Consider the following 22,160-nt stretch of genomic DNA (forward strand, 5'->3'; position numbering starts at 1 on the left):
GTGCCCAGAAAAACGCCCGCACTCGGGCGGGCGTCACTGGCAGGGGCATGCTCAGAGGGGTCACGCCGCGTGCCGACCGAGCTCCCACTTGGCGATGGCGTTGCGATGGACTTCGTCCGGGCCATCGGCAAAGCGCAGCGTGCGGGCATGGGCATAGAAGTTGGCCAGCGGAAAGTCTTGGCACATGCCTGCCCCACCGTGCACCTGCATGGCCCAGTCGATGACCTTGCAGGCCATGCTGGGCGCGACGACCTTGATCATGGCGATTTCCAGCTTGGCCGTCTTGTTGCCAGCCACATCCATCATCCAGGCGGCTTTCATGGTCAGTAGCCGGGCTTGTTCGATCATGCACCGGGCCTCGGCGATGCGCTCCTGGGTGACGGTCTGTTGGGCGATCGTCTTGCCGAAGGCCACGCGCGTGGAGGCGCGCTTGCACATCAGTTCCAGCGCACGCTCGGCCAGGCCGATGAGGCGCATGCAGTGGTGAATGCGTCCAGGGCCCAGGCGTCCTTGTGCGATCTCGAAGCCTCGGCCCTCGCCGAGCAGGATGTTGCTGGCAGGTACACGCACGTTTTCGAACAGCACCTCCATGTGGCCATGGGGAGCGTCGTCGTAACCCATCACATGCAAGGGCCTGAGCACCTTGATGCCCGGGGTGTCGGCCGGCACCAAGATCATCGACTGCTGGTTGTGCTTGGGGGCCGTCGGGTCGGTTTTGCCCATGAAGATGTAGAGCTTGCAACGCGGATCACCGGCGCCCGAGGTCCACCACTTGCGGCCATTGATGACGTATTCATCTCCTTGGCGCTCGATGCGCGATTCGATGTTGGTGGCGTCGGAGGAGGCGACCGCGGGTTCGGTCATGGCAAATGCGCTGCGAATCTTGCCCTCCAGCAGCGGTTCGAGCCATTGCTTCTTCTGCTCGGGCGTGCCGTAACGCACCAGGGTTTCCATGTTGCCGGTATCGGGGGCCGAGCAGTTGAAGACCTCGCTGGCCCAAGGCACGCGCCCCATGATTTCTGCCAGCGGCGCGTATTCCTGGTTGAGCAGGCCGGCGCCGTATTCGCTTTCCGGCAGGAACAGATTCCACAGACCGGCCGCACGTGCTTTGACTTTGAGTTCTTCGATGAGCTGCAGGGGCGTCCAGCGCTTGCCGGCAGCAGTGTTGGCAGCCAACTCCTCGTCGTAGCGAGCCTCGGCAGGGTAGATGTGTTCATCCATGAAGGCCAGCAGCTTCTCGCGCAGGGCCTGGGTTTTGGGGGTGTATGCGAAGTCCATGGTGTCTCCGTCGGTGGATGTCGATGCTCAGCCGCGCATGGCGAAGCGCCAGCCCATTTCGGCCAAGGGGCGAGCGCCCGCGGCGGCCTGCCGGGCTTGCGCGCTCGAAGCCGTGCCATCGACCACCCGCTTGGCGATGCCTTGCAGGATGGCGGCGATGCGGAACAGGTTGTAGGCCAGGTAGAAGTTCCAGTCGGCCATCACGGCGTCGGGGTCGGTGCGGCCGGTACGCTCGCAGTAGCGGCGCACGTAGTCTTTTTCGCTGGGCAGGCCCAAGGCCGCCAGATCCAGGCCGCCGATGCCTCGAAACGCCCCCGGCGGGATGTGCCAGGACATGCAGTGGTAACTGAAATCGGCCAGCGGATGGCCGATGGTGGACAGCTCCCAGTCCAGCACGGCCAGCACGCGGGGCTCGCTGGGATGGAAGATGAGGTTGTCCAGGCGGTAGTCGCCGTGCACGATCGACATCTGGGCGTCGTCGCGGGCGCTGTGCGGGATATGGGCCGGCAGCCATTCGATGAGCCGGTCCATCGCCTCGATCGGCTCGGTGATGGAGGCTTGATATTGCTTGGTCCAGCGAGCGATCTGACGCTCGAAGTAGTTGCCGGGCTTGCCGTAATCGGCCAAGCCGAGCCGTTGAAAGTCCACGCAGTGCAGCGCGGCGATCACGCGGTTCATCTCATCGTAGATGGCCCCCCGTTCGGCAGCGGACAGCGCCGGCAGCGATTGGTCCCAGAAGACACGGCCTTCCACGTACTCCATGATGTAGAAGGCCCGGCCGATGACGGATTCATCGTCGCACAGCACGTGCATGCGTGCCACGGGCACGTCGGTGCCATACAAGGCGCGCATCACGGTGAACTCGCGTTCGATCGCATGGGCCGAGGGCAGCAATTTGGCCACCGGCCCCGGTTTGGCGCGCATGACATAGTGGCGCGTGGGCGTGGTGAGTTTGTAGGTGGGATTCGACTGTCCCCCCTTGAACTGCTCGACGCTCAGGGGGCCGGAAAAGTCTGGCAGATGGGCGCGGAGGTAGGCTTCGAGGGCAGCGACGTCGAAACGATGCTGCTCGGCCACGGGTCGGGTTCCGGTGTTGGCTTCCATCAGGCGTTCCTGTCGAGGTCCGATTCGAGCCGGCCGCCAGATGGGGCTCGGCCGGCTGCTAGCGTTCGGCGATGGCCATCAGCTTTTCGCGCGACAGCACGATCAATCGCGTGGGCTCGATGCGAACGGCGCCCTCGCGTTCCAGGGCTTTGAGCTCTTGGTTGACCCGTTGCCGCGAGGCACCAAGCAGTTGGGCCAGATCCTCTTGGGCGAGCTGCAAGCCGATGCGAATCTCGTGCTCGCCCTGGGGGACGCCATAGGTGCGCACCAGCAGCAGGAGCTGCTTGGCCAGACGCGCGGCCAGCGGCAGGGTGTTGAGGTCTTCGACGATATTGAACATCAGGCGCAGGCGCCGACAGTTCAGTCGCAGCAAGGCGTCGTACAACTCCACATGCTGCGACAGCAGTTCCTTGAAGTCGGGCTTGCGCACCACGAGCAAGGTCGTGTCGCCATGCGCGTGGGCATCGTGCGTGCGTGGCAGTCCATCGAAGAGCGCGATGTCGCCGAACCATACACCGGGCTCCACATAGGTGAGGGTGACCTGCTTGCCCGACAGCGATACCGAACTCACGCGCACCGCTCCCTTGGCCACGCCAATCCATTCGCTGGCCGGTTCGCCGCGTGAGGACAGCAAGGTCCCATCGCTCAAGCGGCGCACCGAGGCGCGGGACAAGATGGCCTGGCGCAGAGCGGGAGAAAGCTTGGAGAACCAAGGGCCGGACTCGATGGTGTTGCGTTCGGCGATTGTAAGAATGGGGCTGTGCATGTTTTGTCGCTGACGTGACAGAACGGCGGTCGATGCTGCCCCTATTGTCCATGCACCGATGCCCGAGGAGACAAACCATGGTTGAGAGCCCCATGAAGACCCCATCGATCGACGACCTGCCCTCGCTCAGGGATCGCGTGAGTGAAGCCGAGTGGCGCACCCGCGTGGACCTGGCTGCGGCCTACCGCCTGGTGGCCCTGTTCGGCTGGGACGATCTCGTCTTTACTCATATCACGGCGCGCGTGCCGGGAGCCGACGATCAGTTCCTGATCAACCCTTATGGCTTGCTGTTCGAGGAGATCACGGCATCCAGCCTGGTGCGGGTCGATCTGTCTGGTCGCAAACTCGATGACACGCCGTCCGAGATCAACCCGGCAGGTTTCACCATCCACAGTGCCATTCACGCGGCCCGCCATGACGCGCATTGTGTGCTGCATACCCATTCCCTCAACGGGATTGCCGTCTCCGCTCAGAAGCAGGGGATATTGCCGCTGTCGCAACAGTCGATCTTCGTGCTCGGCAGTTTGGGCTATCACGACTACGAGGGCGTGGCCTTGCGCGAGGAGGAAAAGCCGCGGCTCGTGCGGGACTTGGGCGACAACACCTATTTGATGCTGCGCAACCACGGCCTCTTGACGGTCGGGCCGACGGTGGCCGACGCGTTCTTGGCGATGTACCTGTTCGAGACGGTGTGCACGATCCAGGTTCGTGCACTGGCCGGTGGGGGCGAATTGGTGACGGTCGATCCGCAGATCATTCGCACGTCGGCGCAGCAAGCGCGGCAAGTCACGCGGGGGCAGGGCGCCGGGGCGCTGGCTTGGCCCGGCTTGTTGCGGCGGCTGGATCGGCGCAACCCCGGTTATGCGCGCTGAGCGTCGGCGTCCAGACGCAGGTACTGAGCAAGCAGCTTTTCCATCGTGGTCAGTCGCTCGTCTGCGTGCAGCCAGCGCGTGGGGGCCAAATTGATGGCGCGCACGACCAGGTCGTCTTCCCCCACGTCCAGGATATTGATGCAGGCCGGGGCTTGCTCCAGGCGGCCCAGAAAGCAGCGTCGCCCCGCCAGGGCATACGACAGCAGCCCGCGGTTGACGGCACCGTGCAAGACCAACAGAGCTTGGTCCCAGCTTGGGTCGTCCAGGATGGCCTGGAAGGCGGGCAGGATGCGGTCGAGCATTTCGCCGACCGACTCGCCACCGAGAAAGCGTGCGGACTCGTCGGTCACGCCTTGAAAGGCGCCCAGGAAGGCGTCGCGCACGCGCTCGCGCGGGATGTCGGCCAAGCGGCCTGGGCGGATCTCTTGCAACGCCTCGTCGATGGCGATGGGCAGCTGCTGTCCGCCTGCTCGCAGGACACGCTCGGCCGTCTCCACGGTGCGCGGCAACCCGCTGGCCCAGACGCGATCGAAGCGCACGCCGGTTTGGCCAAACAGCGTGCCGGCCGCATCGGCCTGCATACGGCCTGCGGCATTGAGCGCCACGGTGTCTGGCGGCACCGGGGTGCCGTCGGGCAGGAAGTAGTCGACCGACCCATGGCGCATGAGATACAGGCGCCTGCGGCGGGGCAGGCGCGACGTCATGGCCGGCTCCAGACCGTCCATGCGCACGGCTCAGCCGAAGCGCGCAGGGCGCTTGTCGAAGAAGGCGGCAATGCCCTCTCGGGCGTTGGGGTGCAGCAGGTTGTCGACAAAGTTGTCCCGTTCGGCGTCGAGTTGCTGGGGCAGGGTGCGTGAGGGCCAGAGGTTCAGCAGTTCCTTGCTGCTGGCCAGTGCATTGGGCGCCATCTCGGCCAGGCGTCCTGCCAGGGCCAGAGCTTCGGACAATGCGCGGCCCTTGTCTGTCACCCGGTTGACAAGGCCCAGGCCATGCAGGCGTTCGGCCGTCACCGGCTCACACAGCCACAGCAGCTCGGTGACCATGGGCCGCGGCAGCATTTGCATCAAGTGCCAGGTTGCTCCGCCGTCCGGCGAGAGGCCGATGCGGTTGTAGGCCAAGGTGAAGCGGGCCTCGCGTGAGGCGACGATCAGGTCGCAGGCCAAGGCCAGGGAGCATCCGCCGCCGGCGGCCACGCCTTCGACGGCGGCGATCACCGGTTTGGGAAACGTGCGGATCGCCTCGATCCAGCGATGAAACCGTTCGAGTCGCGCGGTCTGAACCTCGGGGCCGAGCTGGGCATTGCGCTGCAACTGTTGCAGATTGCCCCCGGCGCAGAACGTCCCGGCTGCACCGGTGATCACGACGTTACGCACCTCGTCGGACGACTCGGCCACGTTCAGAGCCTCGACGCCAGCGGCGGTGATTTCCTCCGACAGCGCATTGCGTGTCTGCGGGTCGCTGAGGGTGAGCACCAAGGTGCGGTCGATGCGTTCGGTGAGAAGTTCGCTGGCCATGGGCGGTCTCGCACTGCGTCTGTAGATCGGTGGGATTCATTGTGCACGAGCCTGTCATGCAGCGTCTGGGCGGCTTGCGGGCCCAGGCAAGCCGTTGGAGAGCGATCCACGTCAGGCCAACCACGGCAAGCACCGGTGGGCAGCGGCGCACGGCCAATGTCGATGGCCATGGCCGGCATGCTAGAGTTTGTGCACTTGCGTGATGACCGCCGCATGCACGATCGCTCCATCCGTCACCGACGCCCCTTTTGGTATGCCTGGTGCTTGGCCCTGCTGGCCACGCACGGCGGTGTTCACGCCCTGGGCTTCGGGCAAGCCAGCCACCAGGTGGTGCTGGGGCAAGCGCTCGATTTCACGGCCGAGGTGCGTATCGAACCCGAGGAGGTGGCCGAAGCCGATTGTCTGCGCGCCGAGGTGTCGTTTGGGGAGGTGCGTCTGGGTGGCAGCCAGGTGCGCACGCAATGGGACTCGGCAAAGGATGCAGTCGGCTCGCCTTCGCGCCGCATCGTGCGAGTGAGCACGCAATCGCCGGTCAGCGAGCCCATCGTCACCGTGGACATCACGGTGGGCTGTAAGACCAGGTTGTCTCGGCAGTTCGTGGTTTTCGCCGATCCTCCGGCCGTGCAGTCCTCACCCCAGGCCGCTGCGGCACCGGCGGTCACTCGCCCATCGACGGGGCCGGCGACGGCAGCGCCGCCGGCGGCCGCCGCGCCGTCTTCGGTCGGCAGGATGTCGGCGCAGTCTTCCGCTGCGGCCGATGCCAGACCGCAAGGGCGCAGGTCTCGCGATCGGGCAGACGCGCGCGGAGCCTCGCGCTCCCGAAGTGCGCCTGCGGTGACCGCGCCAGCCCCGCGGTCGGCCGCGCGGTCGGCTCCAGCGCGGGGCGCTGCGGTCGAACAGCCGCGACTCAGGCTGGACCCGATCGATGCCGAGCTGTTCAGCACGCCCAAGTTGCAGCTGTCGACCGTCTTGGGTCAGGCCGATGCGGTCCGCGACGAAGACCGGCAAGCCGCCGCTGCATTGTGGCGGGCGCTGAGCACCACGCCGGAGCAGGCTGCGCAGGAAGCGCAGCGGCTGCGCCAGCTGGAGCAGAGTCTGGAGGCCTTGCGCCAGGAATCTGCGGCCACACGGCAGGCGCTGGAGGGCTTGCAAGCCAGCCTGCGGCAAGCGCAGGCCGAGCGGTATGCCAACCCTCTGGTGTATGCCTTGCTGGTGTTGTGCGTGGCGCTGGCCGCAGGGATGGTGTGGATGGCGCGACGACGCAGCCCAGCTCCTGGCGCTTGGTGGCGCCCTTCGGCCTTGGGCAGCCTGCAGGCCGATCCGGGGGGCGGTGCGTCGGTTGGTGCAGCGCTCGGTGAGCCGTCCAGCCGCGCGACGGCGGCCGTCGGGGAGGCGCCTCCTGGGGCCACACCGTCGCAGGCGATCACGAGCCCGCCCTTGGTGGTTGCCGAGCCGTCGGGGCCTGCGTCGCCACAGGCGGTCGTGCGTGAGCCGGCGGCCGCGGCGGTGGCGACGGCACCGGTGCCGCCGTCCGTGCATGGGGATGCCGACCCAGGGAAAGTGGCGGTGGAAGAACTCATCGACCTGGAGCAGCAGGCCGAGTTTTTCATCGTCCTTGGCCAGGACGAGTCGGCCATCGAGTTGCTGCGCGGCCACCTGCGCGAGCACCGCGATCCCAGTCCCATGCCTTACATGAAGCTGCTGGAAATCTACAAGCGTCGCGGTGAGCGCCAGGCCTATGACGAGGTTCGCGAGGAGTTCAACCGACGGTTCAATGCCTACGCCCCTGCTTGGGAGGAGGGCTTGGGGGCGGGGCGCTCGCTGGAAGAGTACCCGACGGTGATCGACCGGCTGCAAGCCCTGTGGGAAACGCCGGTCAGGGCGATCGAGGTTTTGCAGGCCTCCTTGCTTCGAGGCGACGCGGGTTCGAAAGGCTTCGATTTGCCGGCGTACCGCGAGTTGTTGATGCTCTACGGCATCGCACGCGAGCGTGTGCAACTCGAGTCCACCGGAGAGCTCGTGGACGTGCTGCTGCCTCTGGATGAGCCGCAAGAGCCCTACGGGAGCCGATTGGAGCCCAGCGCCAACGGACACACGGGGGGGCGCTCACCTGCCCAGGCCGCGCAGGAGGCGGCCGTCGACCTGCATCTGGACCTTGCAGAGGCGGCGGCGCCAGCGAGCGCAGACAGGGGCCAGGAGACGGACGCCCCGGCCGATTCACGGCTCATCGAGTTCGAGCCCATCGACGTTCCAGCGCCCGATCCTGAGGACCGGGGGCGTTCCGGCTGAGCCGCGCGGCAGGCGCCGCGGCTCTTTGGTGTTCACAGCTTGGCCAGCCGCTCCAGGGCTTGTTGCAGCGTGTCGTCGCGCTTGGCAAAGCAAAAGCGTGCGAGCTTGCGGTCCGTGCCATCATGGTAGAACACCGACAGCGGGATCGCCGCCACGCCCACCTCGGTGGTGAGCCAGCGACAAAAGGCGGGCTCCGCGAGGTCACTGACGGCGCTGTAGTCCACGCATTGGAAATAGCTGCCCTCGGAGGGCAACAACCGCAGGCGGGTTCCAGCCAGCCCATCGCGGAACAGATCGCGCTTGCGCTGGTAGAACGCGGGCAGTTCGAGGTAGGGGGCGGGGTCGGCCATGTAGGCGGCCAGCGCGTGCTGCATCGGGGTGTTCACGGTGAACACGTTGAACTGATGCACTTTGCGGAACTCGGCCATCAAAGGCGCTGGGGCGACCACGTAACCCACCTTCCAGCCGGTCACATGGTAGGTCTTGCCGAAGCTGGAGACGATGAAGCTGCGCTCGGCCAGGCCCGGGTGGCGCGCGACGCTTTCGTGTTGCCGCCCGTCGAACACCATGTGCTCGTAAACCTCGTCGCTGATGACCACGATCGGGGTTGGGCGCAGCAGCTCGGCCAGCGCCTGCATGTCCTCGGCCGCCCAGACCGTGGCGCTGGGATTGTGGGGGGTGTTGAGGATGAGCGCGCGTGTGCGTGGCGTGATGGCTGCGGCGATGCGCTCGATGTCGGGTCGGAAATCGCCGACCTGCCCGCAGCGACCCAAGGGGACGAAGACGGCTTTGCCGCCGGCCAGCTCGATGTTGGGCTCGTAGCTGTCATAACAGGGTTCGAGCACGATCACTTCGTCGCCCGGATGTACCACGGCCAGGATGGCCGTCAGGATGGCCTGCGTGGCGCCGGCCGTCACGGTGATTTCGCTGCCCGGATCGTACGTGCGACCGTAGAGGGTCTGGATCTTGGTGGCGATGGCCTCGCGCAGCGCAGGCACCCCAGCCATCGGCGGATACTGGTTGTGGCCGGCACGCATGGCGGCATTGACCGCATCGAGCAGCCGTGGGTCGCAATCAAAATCGGGGAATCCTTGGCCGAGATTGACGGCGCCATGCTCCTGAGCGAGGGCCGACATCACGGTGAAAATGGTGGTGCCGACTTTGGGCAGCCGACTCGTGAGTTGGGCAATGGCGTTCATGGGCGGGTTCAAAGCTCGTACGAACTGGACTCGCCGCCCATGGCCCGCATGATGAGGTTGCGGTTCAGGCGCTCGGAGATCAGCTCGGCAAAGGCATAGACGAAGTTGCGCAGGTAGGCCCCGCGCTTGAAGGCGATACGGGCGAGGTTGTGTCCAAAGAGATGGCCTGCTGGGCGCCACACCAAATCGCCCCCCGGGCTGTTGAACGTCGGGTCGTCACGCACGGCCATCTCGGCCACGATACCCACGCCCAGTCCCAGGCGGACGTAGGTTTTGATCACGTCGGAGTCGATCGCTTCCAGCACGATATTGGGCTTGAGCCGGCGCTGCGCGAAGGCCTGGTCGATCTTGGTGCGTCCGGTGAAGGATGGGTGATAGGAAATCAGCGGCTCGCTGGCCAAGTCGTCGAGCGACAGCCGCTGCGAAGCGGCCAGCCGGTGCTGCGATGGCAATACCACCACGTGCGTCCATTCATAGCAGGGCAGGGTCACCAGATCCTCGAAGTTGGCCAACGATTCGGTGGCCAGCCCCACTTCGGCGGTTTCCTCGAGCAGCATCTGTGCCACCTGTTCCGGCGTGCCTTGGTGCAAGCTGACGCTGACCTTGGGAAAGCGTTTGCGCAACTGGGCCACCGGCGTGGGCAGGACGTAGCGCGCCTGGGTGTGGGTGGTGGCAATCGACAGGGTCCCGGCGTCTTGCTTGGAGAACTCCTCACCGATGCGCTTGAGGTTGCCGACCTCGCGCATGATGATCTCGATGGATTTCAGCACGGCCTGCCCTGGCTCGGTGATGCGTTTCAGACGCTTGCCGTGCCGGGCAAAAATGTCCACACCGAGCTCCTCCTCCAGTTCGAGAATGGCCTTGGACACGCCGGGTTGGGAGGTGTAAAGCGCCTTGGCGGTCTCGGTGAGATTGAGATTGCGCCGAACGGCTTCCTGGACGAAGCGGAACTGGTGCAAGTTCATATTTCGAGACCGTATTTGGGAAGCTCGAATTATGACATTGAAGAATGAAGCTCGCCGAGCTCAGGGCTCGGAGGATTCGGCTGCCACGCGAGCCATCGTCTCGACCATGGCCGGGTGCTCACTGATGGCCGGCGCAAGGACCCATCGCACGTCTGGATGGCGCTGGCGCAATTGCTCGATGAGCTGCGGCAGGTCTTTGCGGACATGGCCTCCCGTGCCAAGGAACAGCGGCACCACGCGCACCGCGGTGCATCCCTGGGCTGCCAGCGCCTGACCGGCTTGAAGCAGGTCGGGGCTCATGAACTCGAGGTAAGCCAAGGCCACGGCGGCTTGCGGCTGCAGCTCGGCCAAGCGCGCACGCACGGCCTCGAACGGGCGAGCCCAAGCCGGGTCGCGTGCGCCATGAGCCAGTAACACAATGCCGGGCCGGGTCATGGTCGATCGTTCATCGATAGCGCACCAGCCAGTTGAAGGCCAGCAGCGACAACAAGAAGTACACCGCACTGGGGGTGGCCGCCGCCAGCCATGGCGTCCAGTCTTGCAGCAACCCGATGTGGGTGAAGACGTTATTGAGCAGGACGAAACTGATCCCCAGCATGATGCCGCCGAACACCTTGAGGCTGATACCGCCGGCGCGGCTGTGCAGATAGGCAAAGGGCAGGGCCAGCATCACCATCACCAGGCAGGCCAAGGGGTAGAGCACTTTCTTCCAGAACTGGATTTCGTAGCGTTGCGCGGCTTGCTCATTGTCGGTCAGGTGGGTCATGTAGCGAAACAGGTCCAACGCCGACATTTCGCTGGGCGGCCGTACGGCGGCCACCACCACGTTGCGCGTGAGCGTGCTGCGCCACTGAAGCCGGTCGAGCCGCTCCTCGATGACCTGCAAATCCCCCGAATCGGGCTCGGGCTGCCAGCGGCTGCGTTGCACGTCGGACATCGTCCAGACCCCTTCGTCATCGACGGTGGCCGACTGGGCCTGCAATTGCCCCACCAGGCGTCCCCGGGTGTCGAATTCGTACAGCCGCACCTGCCTAAGGCGCCCATCGGGGCCCGCGGCGGTGACTTGCACCGAGTAGCTGCGTTCACCCTCGGGGGTGAGCAGCCGGTCCTTCAACCATGTGCCGGCTTGGCCGTACACCGTTTGTCCGCGCGCCATCGTCCGCACTGCATGCGCTTGGCGGTCGCTGTAAGGGGCGAGGTAATCCCCCAGCACGAAGGTCAGGGCGGCGAACATCAGCCCGAGCCCCAGCAAAAGGCTCAGCGCACGCCGTGGGCCGAGGCCGCTGACGCGCAAGATGGTGTATTCCGAGGACTGTGCCATGCGGGCCATCGAATAGATGGTGCCAATCAGCACCGCAATCGGCATCAGCACATAAAGGTGGCCGGGCAAGAGCAGGGCGCAGTACCACAGGGCCTGGTGCAGTCGGTAGCCTCCGCGGCCCACCCGCTCCAGTTCATCGACCACGTCGATGAAATAAAACAGTGCGAGGAAGGCCACCGCGACGAAGGCAATCGATGTCAGGATGTCCTTGTAGAGCAGGCGGCGCACGGTCTTCATGCCCGGCCCTCCGATGCAGCGGCTGGACGCAGCCCGGGCAGCAAACCGCGCCACCCATGCTCGCGCCAGCGCAACAGGGCCAGCGCCAACACGGCCGCGCTGCCATGCACGGCCAGCAGCGCGGCCATCGGGCTCAAACGACCGATGGACACCCATGCCTGCGTGAGGTTGAGCAAGTTGTAATACACGACGAACGTCAACAACGCGAACATCAGATTCCAGCTCGTTCCTCGGCGAGGCGAGGTGGCCGACAGGCCCACGCCCAGCAGGATCAGATTGAAGGCCGTCAGCGGCAAACCCAAGCGCCAGGTCAGCTCGCCGAGATGGCGCGGCTGCGGGTCCAACCACAGTGACAGGCTCGAGCGGGCTCGCGGCGCCAGCACCGGTTCTTGCGGACGGACTTTGTCGTCTACCAGGATGCGATAGGTTTCGAATTGCGCGACCCGACGCTTGCCGGTGCGCAGGTCGTGGTCGGTTTGCTGTCCGGCCTCCAGCACGAGATAGCGATCCTCGCCGTCGAGCTCGATGCGCCCCTGGCTGGCGGTGGTCACGGTCTCGCGGCCTTCATCGCGCGTGAGGACGAACACGTTGCGTCCGACACGACCTTCGTCCGTGTTGCGTTCGATGAAAAACACCCGTCGACCATCGCTGGAGCTCTGGAACTGCCCTGGGGCGACCCGGGACAGATCCGAGCGACGTTCATAAAGTGCGCGCAGCTCCGAGATGCTCTGGTTGGCCCAGGGCCATACCAGCAGCGCCAGCACGGCGATGACGGCCAGCACCGGGGCGGCCAGTCTCAACACCGGTCGGGTGAAGCGGCTCAGCGGCACCCCACTGGCGAACCACACGGCCATTTCACTGTCTCGGTACATGCGTGACAGCGTGCTCACCGTGGCGACGAACAGCGACAGCGCGAGGATCGAAGGCAGGTAGCCCAACACCGTGTAGCCCAGCAGCAGCACCACGTGTTGCGGGGAGACGGCGCCACTGGCCGCTTGACCGAGGGTGCGGATCAACATCATCGTCAGCACGATGGTCAGCAGCACCACCAGGGTCGCGCCAAAACTGCGGCTCAGCTCTTTACGGACGGAGGAATCGAATAACATCGGCGCACCGAATGAATGGTCGCATTATGGACTTTCGAGCGCTTCCCTCCTCACCGGCCCTGTGGGCTGAAACCCCTTGCGACGCCATGGTGGTCGTCTTGAACGCGGCCTTGTCGTCGCAGGACTTGCCCGCCCCACTGGCCGGTCTGCTGGCCGATGCTTTGAAAACCCAAGATCTCGCCCTCAAGGCAGGCCGTAGCCTCTACCTGCACCGCCCAGCCGGACTGCGTGCGCCCCGTCTGGTGTTCACGGTGGCTGCCGATGGCTCGGCCAAGGCGTATCGCCACGCGCTGAGCGCAGCGATGCCAGCGCTCAAGCACAGCGCAGCGCGTCACCTGGCGGTGACCCTGCCGCCTCAGGCGAGCTGGTCGTGCGCACACGCACACGCCTTGGTCAGCGCGCTGGAGGAGGCCGTCTACGTCTATCGTCACACCAAACCCAGCGCTCCCCCGGCGCCTGCGGTGTCCAAGGTGAGCCTGCTGGTGGGCAAGGACGGGCTCAAGGCCGTGCAGCACGATTTGGCGCAGGCCCGTGCCATTGGCCTGGGGGTGGCCGTGGCGCGCGAATGGGCCAACCGACCCGGCAATCACTGCACGCCGACCCATCTGGCCGACGAGGCGCGTCGCTTGGGCCGGGCCCACGGACTGAAGGTCGAGGTGCTCGACCGCAAGGCGGTCGAAAAGCTGGGCATGGGGGCTTTCTTGGCCGTGGCCCAAGGCTCGGAGCAGCCCTTGCGGTTCATCGTGATGCGTTACGACGGGGGGCGTCGGGGCGAGCCCCCCCATGTGCTGGTGGGCAAGGGCATCACCTTCGATACCGGGGGCATCTCGATCAAGCCTGCCGCCGAGATGGACGAAATGAAGTTCGACATGAGTGGCGCAGCCAGCGTGCTGGGCACCATGCGCGCTCTGGCCGAGCTCAAGCCTCGAGTCAATGTCGTGGGGCTGATTCCGGCCTGCGAAAACATGCCCGACGGCCGCTCGGTCAAGCCCGGTGACGTGGTCACCAGCCTGTCGGGCCAGACGATCGAGATCCTCAACACCGATGCGGAAGGCCGCCTCATCCTGTGTGATGCGCTGACCTACGCGGAGCGCTTCAAGCCGGCCTCGGTGGTGGACATCGCCACCCTCACCGGTGCTTGCGTGATTGCCTTGGGGCACCACCACAGCGGCCTGTTCACGGCCGACGATGCATTGGCCGAGGCCTTGCAGACGGCCGGTCGAGAGGCTTTGGACACCTGCTGGCGCATGCCGCTGGACGAGGAATACGACGAGGCCCTCAAGAGCAACTTCGCCGACATGGCCAATGTCGGCGGTCGGGCCGGCGGGGCGATCACGGCGGCCATGTTTCTGCGGCGCTTTGCCGGGAAGTACCGGTGGGCCCATTTGGACATTGCCGGCACGGCCTGGAAGAGCGGAGCGGCCAAAGGGGCCACGGGCCGCCCGGTGGCTTTGCTGACGCGATATCTGCTGAACCAGGCGCGCTGAGCGCCGCGGGTGCCGTGACGGACATCGCCTTTCATTTCAACCTGTCCGACAAGCTGGCTTATGCCTGTCGGCTGCTGCGCAAGGCCATCCGTTCCGGGGTCCGTGTCGCCGTGGCGGGGCGCGAGGCCGAGGTGGCCGAGCTCGACCGGGCCTTGTGGGTGTTCGACTCGGTCGAATTCCTCCCCCATGTTCGATGGCCCTTGCCCGAGGGGCCGGTGGGCCGACGGCTGGCCGCTCACACCCCCGTGTGGCTGGCGCCCAATCCCAGCGATGTGCCTCACCGTGAGGTGTTGGTGAACCTGGGCGGTGGGGTGCCGGCCGCCTACGATACCTTCGCGCGCTTGATCGAGCTGGTCGGCCTCGAGGAGGAAGACCGCCGGGATGCCCGACGGCGCTGGATGCACTACCGGTCGTGTGGGCACGCCGTCGAGTCCATCGACGCGGGCCAACGCGCCAAGCAGCCCTGATCGCCACGCCGGTTCATGCCCCGGCTCGACCGCGCACCATCATGACGCGCCAGGGGTCGTTTCGAAGCGTGACGCAGACGCAACAGCAATCAGGGGCAATGCCAAGGCGATTTCAGCGCAAACTGTTATACATTGCTTTTTTTCAACCTCAGGCGCGCTGAGGTCGCGCCCGACTCAAGTTCACAGCTCATTTTTCAAGGACATCTATGAAGAAGCTGACTCTCTTGGCAACAGCGGTTGCCTTGGCTGGCCTGGCCGCATGTGGGAAGAAGGAGGAGGCGCCTGCAGCGGCTGCGCCCGCGGCGGCTCCCGTCAGTGAGGAGGTGGTTCGCTTGGGCCATGTGGGCCCGACCAGCGGTGCGATCGCGCACTTGGGCAAGGACAACGAGTTGGGCGCGCGTCTGGCGATCGACGAACTCAACGCCCAAGGGCTAGTCATCGGCGGCAAGAAGATCAAGTTCGAGCTGCTGGCCGAAGACGATGCCGCCGACCCCAAGCAGGGCACGGCAGCCGCCCAGAAGCTCGTCGACTCGGGCGTCAAGGGCGTGATCGGCCACCTCAACTCCGGCACCACCATTCCCGCCTCGAAGATCTACAGCGACGCGGGCATTCCCCAAATCTCGCCCTCGGCCACCAACCCCCGTTACACCCGCCAGGGCTTCAAGACCACCTTCCGTGTCGTGGCTGACGACGTTCACCTGGGTGGTACGCTGGGCCGTTATGCCGTCAATACCCTGAAAGGCAAGTCCATCGCGGTGATCGATGACCGTACCGCGTACGGCCAGGGCGTGGCCGACGAGTTCGAGAAGGGGGTCAAGGAAGCCGGCGGCAACGTCGTGGCGCGCGAGTTCACCCATGACAAGGCCACGGACTTCACCGCCATCTTGACCACCATCAAGGGCAAGAACCCCGACATCGTCTTCTACGGTGGCATGGACGCCGTGGCCGGCCCGATGCTGCGCCAGATGAAGTCGCTGGGCATCAACGCCAAGTTCATGGGCGGTGACGGCATCTGCACGGGCGAACTGCCCAAGCTGGCTGCCGGCAGCATGGCCGATGAGCAGGTCTACTGCGCCGAGGCCGGTGGTGTCGAAGGCGAGCAGAAGGCCGGTCTCGATGCGTTCAAGGAGAAATTCAAGCAGAAGTTTGGTGTGGACGTGCAGATCTACGCTCCGTACGTGTACGACGCCACCATGGTCATGGTCGAGGCCATGAAGAAGGCCGACTCGACCGATCCGGCCAAGTACCTGCCTGAGTTGGCCAAGATCGAGTACAAGGGCGTGACCGGCACCATCACCTTCGACGAAAAGGGCGACATCAAGAACGGTGCTCTGACTCTGTACACCTACAAGGGCGGTCAGCGCGAGCAGTTGGCCGTGATTCGCTGATCTCTGAGCCGCCGATCCTCTAAACGGGGGGCGTCCAGCAGGACGCCCCCTTCTTTTTTCTTGCCCCCTCCATTCATTGTTCTTGTCCTTCCCTCGCCGTTTTGCTTGGGCTGGGGCGCCTGGCGGCAAGGCCGACTTCTGCCGCCATGGGAGCAGCAGTGCTGCGATCGACGGGCCCATGAAACGCAAAACCCCGCAGAGCAAAGGCTACATGCGGGGTTCTGGCGGAGAGGGCGGGATTCGAACCCGCGGTGGGCTATTCACCCACACACGCTTTCCAGGCGTGCGACTTAAACCACTCATCCACCTCTCCGGGCTGTTCGTGGCGGCCCAACGGCCGAAGCCCAACATTGTAGCAAGTTTGATCCGACTTGCGTTGGCCTGCCGGGCTGGCTGCGGCCGGGTCAGCGGTTGGCGTTGGCCGTGCTCTTCATGAGCGTCATGGCCGTGCCGATCAAGGCCGAGACTTCGCTCATGTTGCCAGGCACGATCATCGTGTTGTTCTTCTGGGCCAGCTGGGCGTAGGCCTCCACGGCCTTCTCTGCGACCTTCAGGTTGACGGCCTCGGCGCCGCCGGGTTGTTGGATGGCCGCAGCGATCTTGCGGATCGCCTCGGCCGTGGCTTCGGCCACGGCGACGATGGCCGCTGCCTGCCCTTGGGCGATGTTGATTTCGGCTTGCCGCTGGCCTTCGGACTTGTGAATGAAGGCCTGACGCTCGCCTTCGGCGATGTTGATCTGTTCCTGCTTGCGCCCCTCGGAGGCAGCGATCAGGGCACGTTTCTCGCGCTCGGCCGTGATCTGAGCCTGCATGGCGCGCAGGATCTCGTTGGGCGGCGTCAGGTCCTTGATCTCATAGCGCAGCACCTTCACGCCCCAGTTCAGTGCAGCCTCGTCCAAGGCATTGACCACGGCGACGTTGATCGCCTCGCGTTCTTCGAACGTCTTGTCCAGTTCCATCTTGCCGATCACCGAACGCAGCGTGGTCTGGGCCAGCTGAGTGATGGCGATGATGTAGTTCGACGAGCCGTAGCTGGCGCGCATCGGGTCGGTGACCTGGAAGTACAGGATGCCGTCGACGGCCAGCTGGGTGTTGTCCTTGGTGATGCACACCTGGCTTGGCACATCCAGCGGGATTTCTTTGAGCGAATGCTTGTAGGCCACGCGGTCGATGAAGGGGACGAGGATGTTCAGGCCTGGGCTGAGCACGGCATGAAAGCGCCCCAGACGCTCGACCACCCAGGCGTGCTGCTGGGGCACGACTTTGATCGATTGGGCGATGAAGATCACCGCGATGAACAGCAAGACGATGGCGACGATTTCCATGGTTCCTCCAGAGCTGTCGTTGGATTCAGCGGTCGACGAGCAAGTGATGGCCCTCGACGGCGCGGATGGTGTAGATGCCAGGTTCGGGCGTGCCAGTGCCGGCGTAGCGAGCCGTCCAGAGGGTGCCGCGGTAATGCACTCGGGCCGTCTGATCCGGCCGCCATTGCTCAATGCTGACGCGCTCGCCGATGTCCAGCAGGTGATGCTCAGACTCGGCTTGGGCGTTGCGCCGTGGATGGCGGCCGCGCAGCCCGCGCCACAGGGCCACGGCGCCACCGCCGACGACGGCTGCGGCCACGAGCTGGCCGCTCCCGCCCAGGCCGGCGTGAGCGGCCACGGCCCCAGCGGCCAACCCCAGGGCCATCATCAGCAGATAAAACGTTCCGGTCAGCAGTTCGAAGACGACGGCCAGTCCGGCCAGCAACCACCACCAGGTGGCGTCTTGAAATCCCATGGCAGATGTCCTTTGGCTTGGATGACACGCGCTGGCAGTGTACGAGCTCGACTGCCGATGGTGGCCTCCCCGTCGTGGGGGTGTGGCAATGACAGGACAGCATGCCAGCCCCCTGGTCCAGGGTCAGGCGAAGGCCCTACACTTCGCGCTTTCCGTTTCCGATTTGCGCCCTGGGGGGGCTGCCATGCTGCGCTTTCACTTTCCCATCGTGATCATCGACGAGGATTTCCGCTCGGAGAACGCCTCGGGTCTGGGCATTCGGGCCTTGGCCGATGCGATCGTCAAGGAAGGCTTCGAGGTGCTGGGCGTCACCAGTTACGGTGACTTGTCTCAGTTTGCGCAGCAGCAAAGCCGCGCCAGTGCCTTCATCTTGTCGATCGATGACGAGGAGTTTGGCTCCGGGTCGAGCGAGGAAGTGGACGCGGCCCTGAAGAACCTGCGCGCCTTCGTCAGCGAGATCCGCTTCAAGAACGCCGAGATTCCCATCTACCTGTACGGCGAGACGCGCACCTCGCAGCACATTCCCAACGATGTGCTCAAGGAATTGCATGGTTTCATCCACATGTTCGAGGACACCCCGGAGTTCGTGGCGCGCCACATCATCCGCGAGGCCAAGAGTTACCTCGATTCGCTGGCGCCGCCGTTTTTCCGTGCTCTGGTGGGCTATGCCCAGGACGGCTCTTATTCATGGCATTGCCCGGGGCATTCTGGCGGGGTGGCCTTCTTGAAGAGCCCGATCGGACAGATGTTCCATCAGTTCTTCGGCGAGAACATGCTGCGCGCCGATGTATGCAACGCCGTGGAGGAGCTGGGGCAGCTGCTCGATCACACGGGGCCGGTGGCTGCTTCCGAGCGCAATGCGGCGCGCATCTTCAATGCCGACCATTGCTTCTTCGTGACCAATGGCACCTCCACCTCCAACAAGATGGTGTGGCACCACACGGTGGCGCCAGGCGATGTGGTGGTGGTGGACCGCAACTGCCACAAGTCCATCCTGCATGCCATCACGATGACTGGGGCTGTGCCGGTGTTCCTGACGCCCACGCGCAACCATTACGGCATCATCGGGCCCATTCCGCAAAGCGAGTTCACGCCCGAGGCCATCCAGAAAAAGATCGCCGCCAACCCGTTGCTCAAGGGGGTCGATCCAAAGAAGGTCAAGCCGCGCGTGTTGACGATCACGCAAAGCACCTATGACGGCGTGCTCTACAACACCGAGATCATCAAATCGATGCTCGATGGCTACATCGATACGCTGCACTTCGACGAAGCGTGGCTGCCGCATGCGGCCTTCCACGACTTCTATTCGGGCATGCACGCCATGGGCAAGCATCGGGCCCGCACGAAGGAATCTCTGGTGTTTGCCACCCAGTCCACGCACAAATTGTTGGCCGGTCTGTCGCAGGCCTCACAGATCCTCGTGCAGGATTCGCAGACCCGCAAACTCGACCGCGCGCTGTTCAACGAAGCCTATCTGATGCACAGCTCGACCTCGCCGCAGTACGCGATCATTGCCTCGTGCGACGTGGCCGCGGCGATGATGGAACCTCCTGGCGGCACGGCCCTGGTGGCCGAGAGCATCCTGGAGGCGCTGGACTTCCGTCGGGCCATGCGCAAGGTGGAGAAAGAGTTCGGCTCGGACTGGTGGTTCAAGGTGTGGGGGCCGGAGAAGCTGGCCGAGTCTGGCATTGGCCGGCGCGAGGACTGGATGATCAAGGGCTCGGCCAAGTGGCACGGTTTCGGCAAGTTGGCCGAAGGCTTCAACATGCTCGATCCGATCAAGGCCACCATCGTCACGCCGGGCTTGGATCTGAACGGCAAGTTCGCCAGGACCGGCATCCCGGCTTCGATCGTGACCAAGTATTTGGCCGAACATGGTGTGGTGGTCGAAAAGACGGGGCTGTACTCCTTCTTCATCATGTTCACGATCGGCATCACCAAGGGCCGCTGGAACACGCTGTTGACCGCCTTGCAGCAGTTCAAGGACGATTACGACAAAAACCAACCCATGTGGCGCATCCTGCCGGAGTTCTGCGCCCAACATCCTCGCTATGAGCGCATGGGACTGCGCGATCTCTGTCAAGGCATCCACGAGATGTATGCCAAGCGTGACATCGCGCGCCTGACCACCGAGATGTATTTGTCCGATCTGCAACCGGCGATGAAGCCCAGTGATGCCTATGCGCGCATCGCCCACCGCGAAACCGAGCGTGTGGAGATCGACAAGCTCGAAGGCCGTATCACGACATCTTTGCTCACGCCGTATCCGCCGGGCATTCCTCTGCTCATTCCGGGGGAGCGTTTCAACCGCAAGATTTGTGATTACTTGCGATTCACGCGTGAGTTCAATGCGGCCTTCCCGGGCTTCGACACCGACGTGCACGGGTTGGTCGAGGAGGAAGACGGCAACGGCGTTCGGCGCTATTACGTCGATTGTGTGCGCTGAACCCTCAGCGTCAAAGGACGTGAGAGATGAGCATGCCGGGCGGATGGTCGGTGCCGGGACTGCCGGCTTGCGCGGCCCTGGGCACGCTGCTGCCCGTGTCGCGGCGCACGGCCACGCCCACGGCGACCATGTCCACCACCAGCAGATGCAGGATGCGCGAGATCATCGCCAGGAAGGTGGCGCTGTCCTCGTTGTGGTCCACCGGAATGCAGACCGTGGCTTTTTTGGCCAGCGGTGACTTGCTGGCGGTGATGGCCAGCACCGCCGCTCCGCGGTCGCGCGCCAAGGTGGCTGCTCGTACCAGCTCGGGGGGCTGGCCCGAGCTGGAGATGAACACTGCCACGTCCTGCGGCCCCAGCAGCTCGGCGGCCATGGACTGCATCGAGGCATCGGTGTGCGCCACGGAAGGGATGCGGAAGCGAAAGAGCTTGTGCTGAGCGTCCAATGCCACCACGGCCGAGTTGCCCATCGCATAGAACTCCACGCGCTTGGCTTGGCGCAGCAGCTCGATGGCCTGGTCCACCGCTTCGACATTGAGGGACTCGCGGAACTGCACGATGGCCGAGATGGTGTTGTCCAGCACCTTGGCGCATAGATCAGGAGTGGCATCCTGCTGGCGCACCTGGGTGCGCTGCACGGGGATGTTGCCGGTCAGGCCGGAGGCGAGCTTGAGTTTGAAGTCGGCCAAGCCCTGAAAACCCAGCGAGCGGCAGAAGCGGATCACCGTGGGCTGGCTGACCTCGGCCATTTGAGCAATCACGGCGATGGGGTCGTTCAGTACGGTGCGCGGATTGTCCAGCACGAAGTCGGCCACTCGGCGCTCGGCCGGCGTCAGGCTCGGTCGGGCCGCGCGCACTCGCTCCATCAGCGGGTTGCCGCCTTCGTGGGCAGGCACATGCTCGGCCAGCAGCGAGGACACGCCATGGAACGCCGGGTTCTCGGCCGTGAGCACATAGGTGGGGATGCGGGCCACGTAAGCCGAGAAGCGCCCCTTGGCTTCGAAGCGCTGTCGGAAACCTGAACGAAGGAAGAACTCGCCCAGCCGCGGCACGATGCCCCCGCCGATGTAGATGCCGCCCGTGGCCCCCAGGGTGAGGGCCAGGTTCGAGGCCACCGTCCCCAGCATGTTGCAGAAGGTCTCCACGGTCTCGACGCACCACGGGCACAGGTTTTGGATCGCACGCCGGACGATGTCTGTGGTGCTCAAACGGGCCGGCAGGTCGCTGCGGCCCTCGGTGAGGGCTTGGTAGATGATCTCGATGCCCGGCCCCGAGACGAGCCGTTCCGCCGAGACGTGCGTCAGCGACCTCCAGGCATATTGCAGTACCTTGAGCTCACGCTCGTCGGCTGGCGAAAAGCTCACGTGGCCGCCTTCGGTGGCCAGCGTGGCCCAGCGGTCGCCCACGGGCACCAATCCGGAGACGCCCAGACCAGTGCCAGGGCCAAGCAGGCCGATCACGCCATTGGCCTGGGGTTCGCCACCGCCGACCTGGGCGCGCCCTTGCTCCCCCAGGCGCGGCAATGACATGGCCAGTGCGGTGAAATTGTTCACCACCAGCAGGGTCGACAAGCCCAGCGCGCGCTGCGCCCCGGCGATCGAGAAGGCCCAGTCCCGGTTGGTCATGCGCACCCAATCCCCTTCGATCGGGTTGGCGATGGCCACGGCCGCATGGCGGGGCTTCAGGCCGGCGGGCAGGCTGTCCAGGTAGGCTTGCACCACCTCGACGAATCCCGGGTAGTCTGCGCAAGGCAGCACCGTGACATAGTCGAAGCGGCCGGGCTGCTGCTCCAGGCAGAAGCGCGCATAGGTGGCGCCGATGTCGGCCAGCAGGCGCGGATCGGGGTAGGGCGGGGTGAAGCCCGGCATGTCAGGGGCTCCCGCAGCCACGAGCATGGGCGTGGTCAGGACCGAACCGGCGGCATGAGATGGGGACGAGGGCAT

Annotated in this window: 19 protein-coding genes and 1 tRNA gene; 6 read left to right on the top strand and 14 right to left on the bottom strand. The window is 65.0% G+C overall.

The annotated features are described in order from the left end of the window. Positions 1-60: 60 nt before the first annotated feature. The 3 genes from F615_RS0101555 to F615_RS0101565 are packed head-to-tail and all read right to left on the bottom strand — an operon-like array spanning position 61 to position 3,148. The gene (locus F615_RS0101555; protein WP_019559413.1) at positions 61-1,278 is read right to left on the bottom strand and encodes an acyl-CoA dehydrogenase family protein; all 1,218 of its coding nucleotides are present in this window, start codon (positions 1,276-1,278) and stop codon (positions 61-63) included. A gap of 27 nt (positions 1,279-1,305) precedes the next feature. Further along, positions 1,306-2,382, bottom strand: coding sequence for a phosphotransferase family protein (locus tag F615_RS0101560; protein ID WP_019559414.1), 1,077 nt, complete (start codon positions 2,380-2,382; stop codon positions 1,306-1,308). Between the two features lie 58 nt (positions 2,383-2,440). Further along, on the bottom strand, positions 2,441-3,148 hold the full coding sequence (locus F615_RS0101565; RefSeq protein WP_019559415.1) for a Crp/Fnr family transcriptional regulator: 708 nt from the start codon (positions 3,146-3,148) through the stop codon (positions 2,441-2,443). A gap of 92 nt (positions 3,149-3,240) precedes the next feature. Between F615_RS0101565 and F615_RS0101570 the strand changes: the two genes are divergently transcribed. Continuing rightward, positions 3,241-4,020, top strand: coding sequence for a class II aldolase/adducin family protein (locus F615_RS0101570; RefSeq protein WP_019559416.1), 780 nt, complete (start codon positions 3,241-3,243; stop codon positions 4,018-4,020). Here F615_RS0101570 and F615_RS0101575 read toward each other — a convergent pair. Together F615_RS0101575 and F615_RS0101580 are read right to left on the bottom strand one after the other, a co-directional pair. Further along, a complete protein-coding gene (locus F615_RS0101575) occupies positions 4,008-4,724 on the bottom strand; it encodes a histidine phosphatase family protein (protein WP_026329933.1) in 717 nt (238 codons plus the stop codon). The two genes, F615_RS0101570 and F615_RS0101575, sit on opposite strands and share 13 nt — an antisense overlap. Before the next feature lie 30 nt (positions 4,725-4,754). Next, positions 4,755-5,534, bottom strand: a complete 780-nt coding sequence (locus F615_RS0101580; protein ID WP_019559418.1) for an oxepin-CoA hydrolase, alternative type — start codon at positions 5,532-5,534, stop codon at positions 4,755-4,757. 213 nt (positions 5,535-5,747) lie between these two features. Here F615_RS0101580 and F615_RS0101585 point away from each other — a divergent pair, with 213 nt between their 5' ends. Next, entirely contained in the window at positions 5,748-7,823 is a 2,076-nt protein-coding gene (locus tag F615_RS0101585; protein WP_156824504.1) for a type IV pilus assembly protein FimV, read from the top strand. Positions 7,824-7,855: 32 nt separating this feature from the next. Here the strand turns inward: F615_RS0101585 and F615_RS0101590 are convergent, their stop codons facing one another. The 5 genes from F615_RS0101590 to lptF are packed head-to-tail and all read right to left on the bottom strand — an operon-like array spanning position 7,856 to position 12,651. Further along, a complete protein-coding gene (locus F615_RS0101590) occupies positions 7,856-9,022 on the bottom strand; it encodes a pyridoxal phosphate-dependent aminotransferase (protein ID WP_019559420.1) in 1,167 nt (388 codons plus the stop codon). Positions 9,023-9,030: 8 nt separating this feature from the next. Continuing rightward, entirely contained in the window at positions 9,031-9,987 is a 957-nt protein-coding gene (locus F615_RS0101595) for a CysB family HTH-type transcriptional regulator (RefSeq protein ID WP_019559421.1), read from the bottom strand. A gap of 60 nt (positions 9,988-10,047) precedes the next feature. Continuing rightward, positions 10,048-10,422: a sirohydrochlorin chelatase gene (locus F615_RS0101600; protein WP_019559422.1), complete on the bottom strand. Its 375-nt coding sequence runs from the start codon at positions 10,420-10,422 to the stop codon at positions 10,048-10,050. 10 nt (positions 10,423-10,432) lie between these two features. Next, the gene (gene lptG, locus F615_RS0101605; RefSeq protein WP_019559423.1) at positions 10,433-11,545 is read right to left on the bottom strand and encodes an LPS export ABC transporter permease LptG; all 1,113 of its coding nucleotides are present in this window, start codon (positions 11,543-11,545) and stop codon (positions 10,433-10,435) included. Next, complete coding sequence (gene lptF / locus F615_RS0101610) at positions 11,542-12,651, bottom strand: LPS export ABC transporter permease LptF (protein ID WP_019559424.1); 1,110 nt, start codon at positions 12,649-12,651, stop codon at positions 11,542-11,544. Before lptF ends, lptG begins: the two co-directional genes overlap by 4 nt. 26 nt (positions 12,652-12,677) lie before the next feature. On the opposite strand from lptF, the gene F615_RS0101615 reads away from it, so the two are divergent. From F615_RS0101615 to F615_RS0101625, 3 genes are all read left to right on the top strand, one after another. Then, positions 12,678-14,138, top strand: coding sequence for a leucyl aminopeptidase (locus tag F615_RS0101615; protein ID WP_026329934.1), 1,461 nt, complete (start codon positions 12,678-12,680; stop codon positions 14,136-14,138). 14 nt (positions 14,139-14,152) lie between these two features. After that, positions 14,153-14,605: a DNA polymerase III subunit chi gene (locus F615_RS0101620; protein ID WP_019559426.1), complete on the top strand. Its 453-nt coding sequence runs from the start codon at positions 14,153-14,155 to the stop codon at positions 14,603-14,605. Positions 14,606-14,811: 206 nt separating this feature from the next. Beyond that, positions 14,812-15,993 (top strand): branched-chain amino acid ABC transporter substrate-binding protein, encoded by a 1,182-nt coding sequence (locus tag F615_RS0101625; RefSeq protein ID WP_033370852.1) that lies wholly within the window; start codon positions 14,812-14,814, stop codon positions 15,991-15,993. Positions 15,994-16,215: 222 nt separating this feature from the next. On the opposite strand, the gene F615_RS0101630 is transcribed toward F615_RS0101625, so the two are convergent. The 3 genes from F615_RS0101630 to F615_RS0101640 all read right to left on the bottom strand — a co-directional run bounded on the left by F615_RS0101630 (position 16,216) and on the right by F615_RS0101640 (position 17,772). Beyond that, positions 16,216-16,306: transfer RNA gene (locus tag F615_RS0101630), tRNA-Ser, on the bottom strand. 91 nt (positions 16,307-16,397) lie between these two features. Beyond that, positions 16,398-17,318 (bottom strand): SPFH domain-containing protein, encoded by a 921-nt coding sequence (locus F615_RS0101635; protein WP_019559428.1) that lies wholly within the window; start codon positions 17,316-17,318, stop codon positions 16,398-16,400. A 25-nt stretch (positions 17,319-17,343) separates the two neighbouring features. After that, positions 17,344-17,772, bottom strand: a complete 429-nt coding sequence (locus tag F615_RS0101640; RefSeq protein ID WP_019559429.1) for an NfeD family protein — start codon at positions 17,770-17,772, stop codon at positions 17,344-17,346. Between the two features lie 184 nt (positions 17,773-17,956). On the opposite strand from F615_RS0101640, the gene F615_RS0101645 reads away from it, so the two are divergent. Continuing rightward, positions 17,957-20,218 (top strand): arginine/lysine/ornithine decarboxylase, encoded by a 2,262-nt coding sequence (locus F615_RS0101645; RefSeq protein WP_019559430.1) that lies wholly within the window; start codon positions 17,957-17,959, stop codon positions 20,216-20,218. A 10-nt stretch (positions 20,219-20,228) separates the two neighbouring features. Here F615_RS0101645 and F615_RS0101650 read toward each other — a convergent pair whose 3' ends face one another. Further along, a complete protein-coding gene (locus F615_RS0101650; RefSeq protein WP_310731996.1) occupies positions 20,229-22,160 on the bottom strand; it encodes a glucokinase in 1,932 nt (643 codons plus the stop codon).

This window comes from Caldimonas manganoxidans ATCC BAA-369, from assembly GCF_000381125.1.
Lineage (GTDB): Bacteria > Pseudomonadota > Gammaproteobacteria > Burkholderiales > Burkholderiaceae_C > Caldimonas > Caldimonas manganoxidans.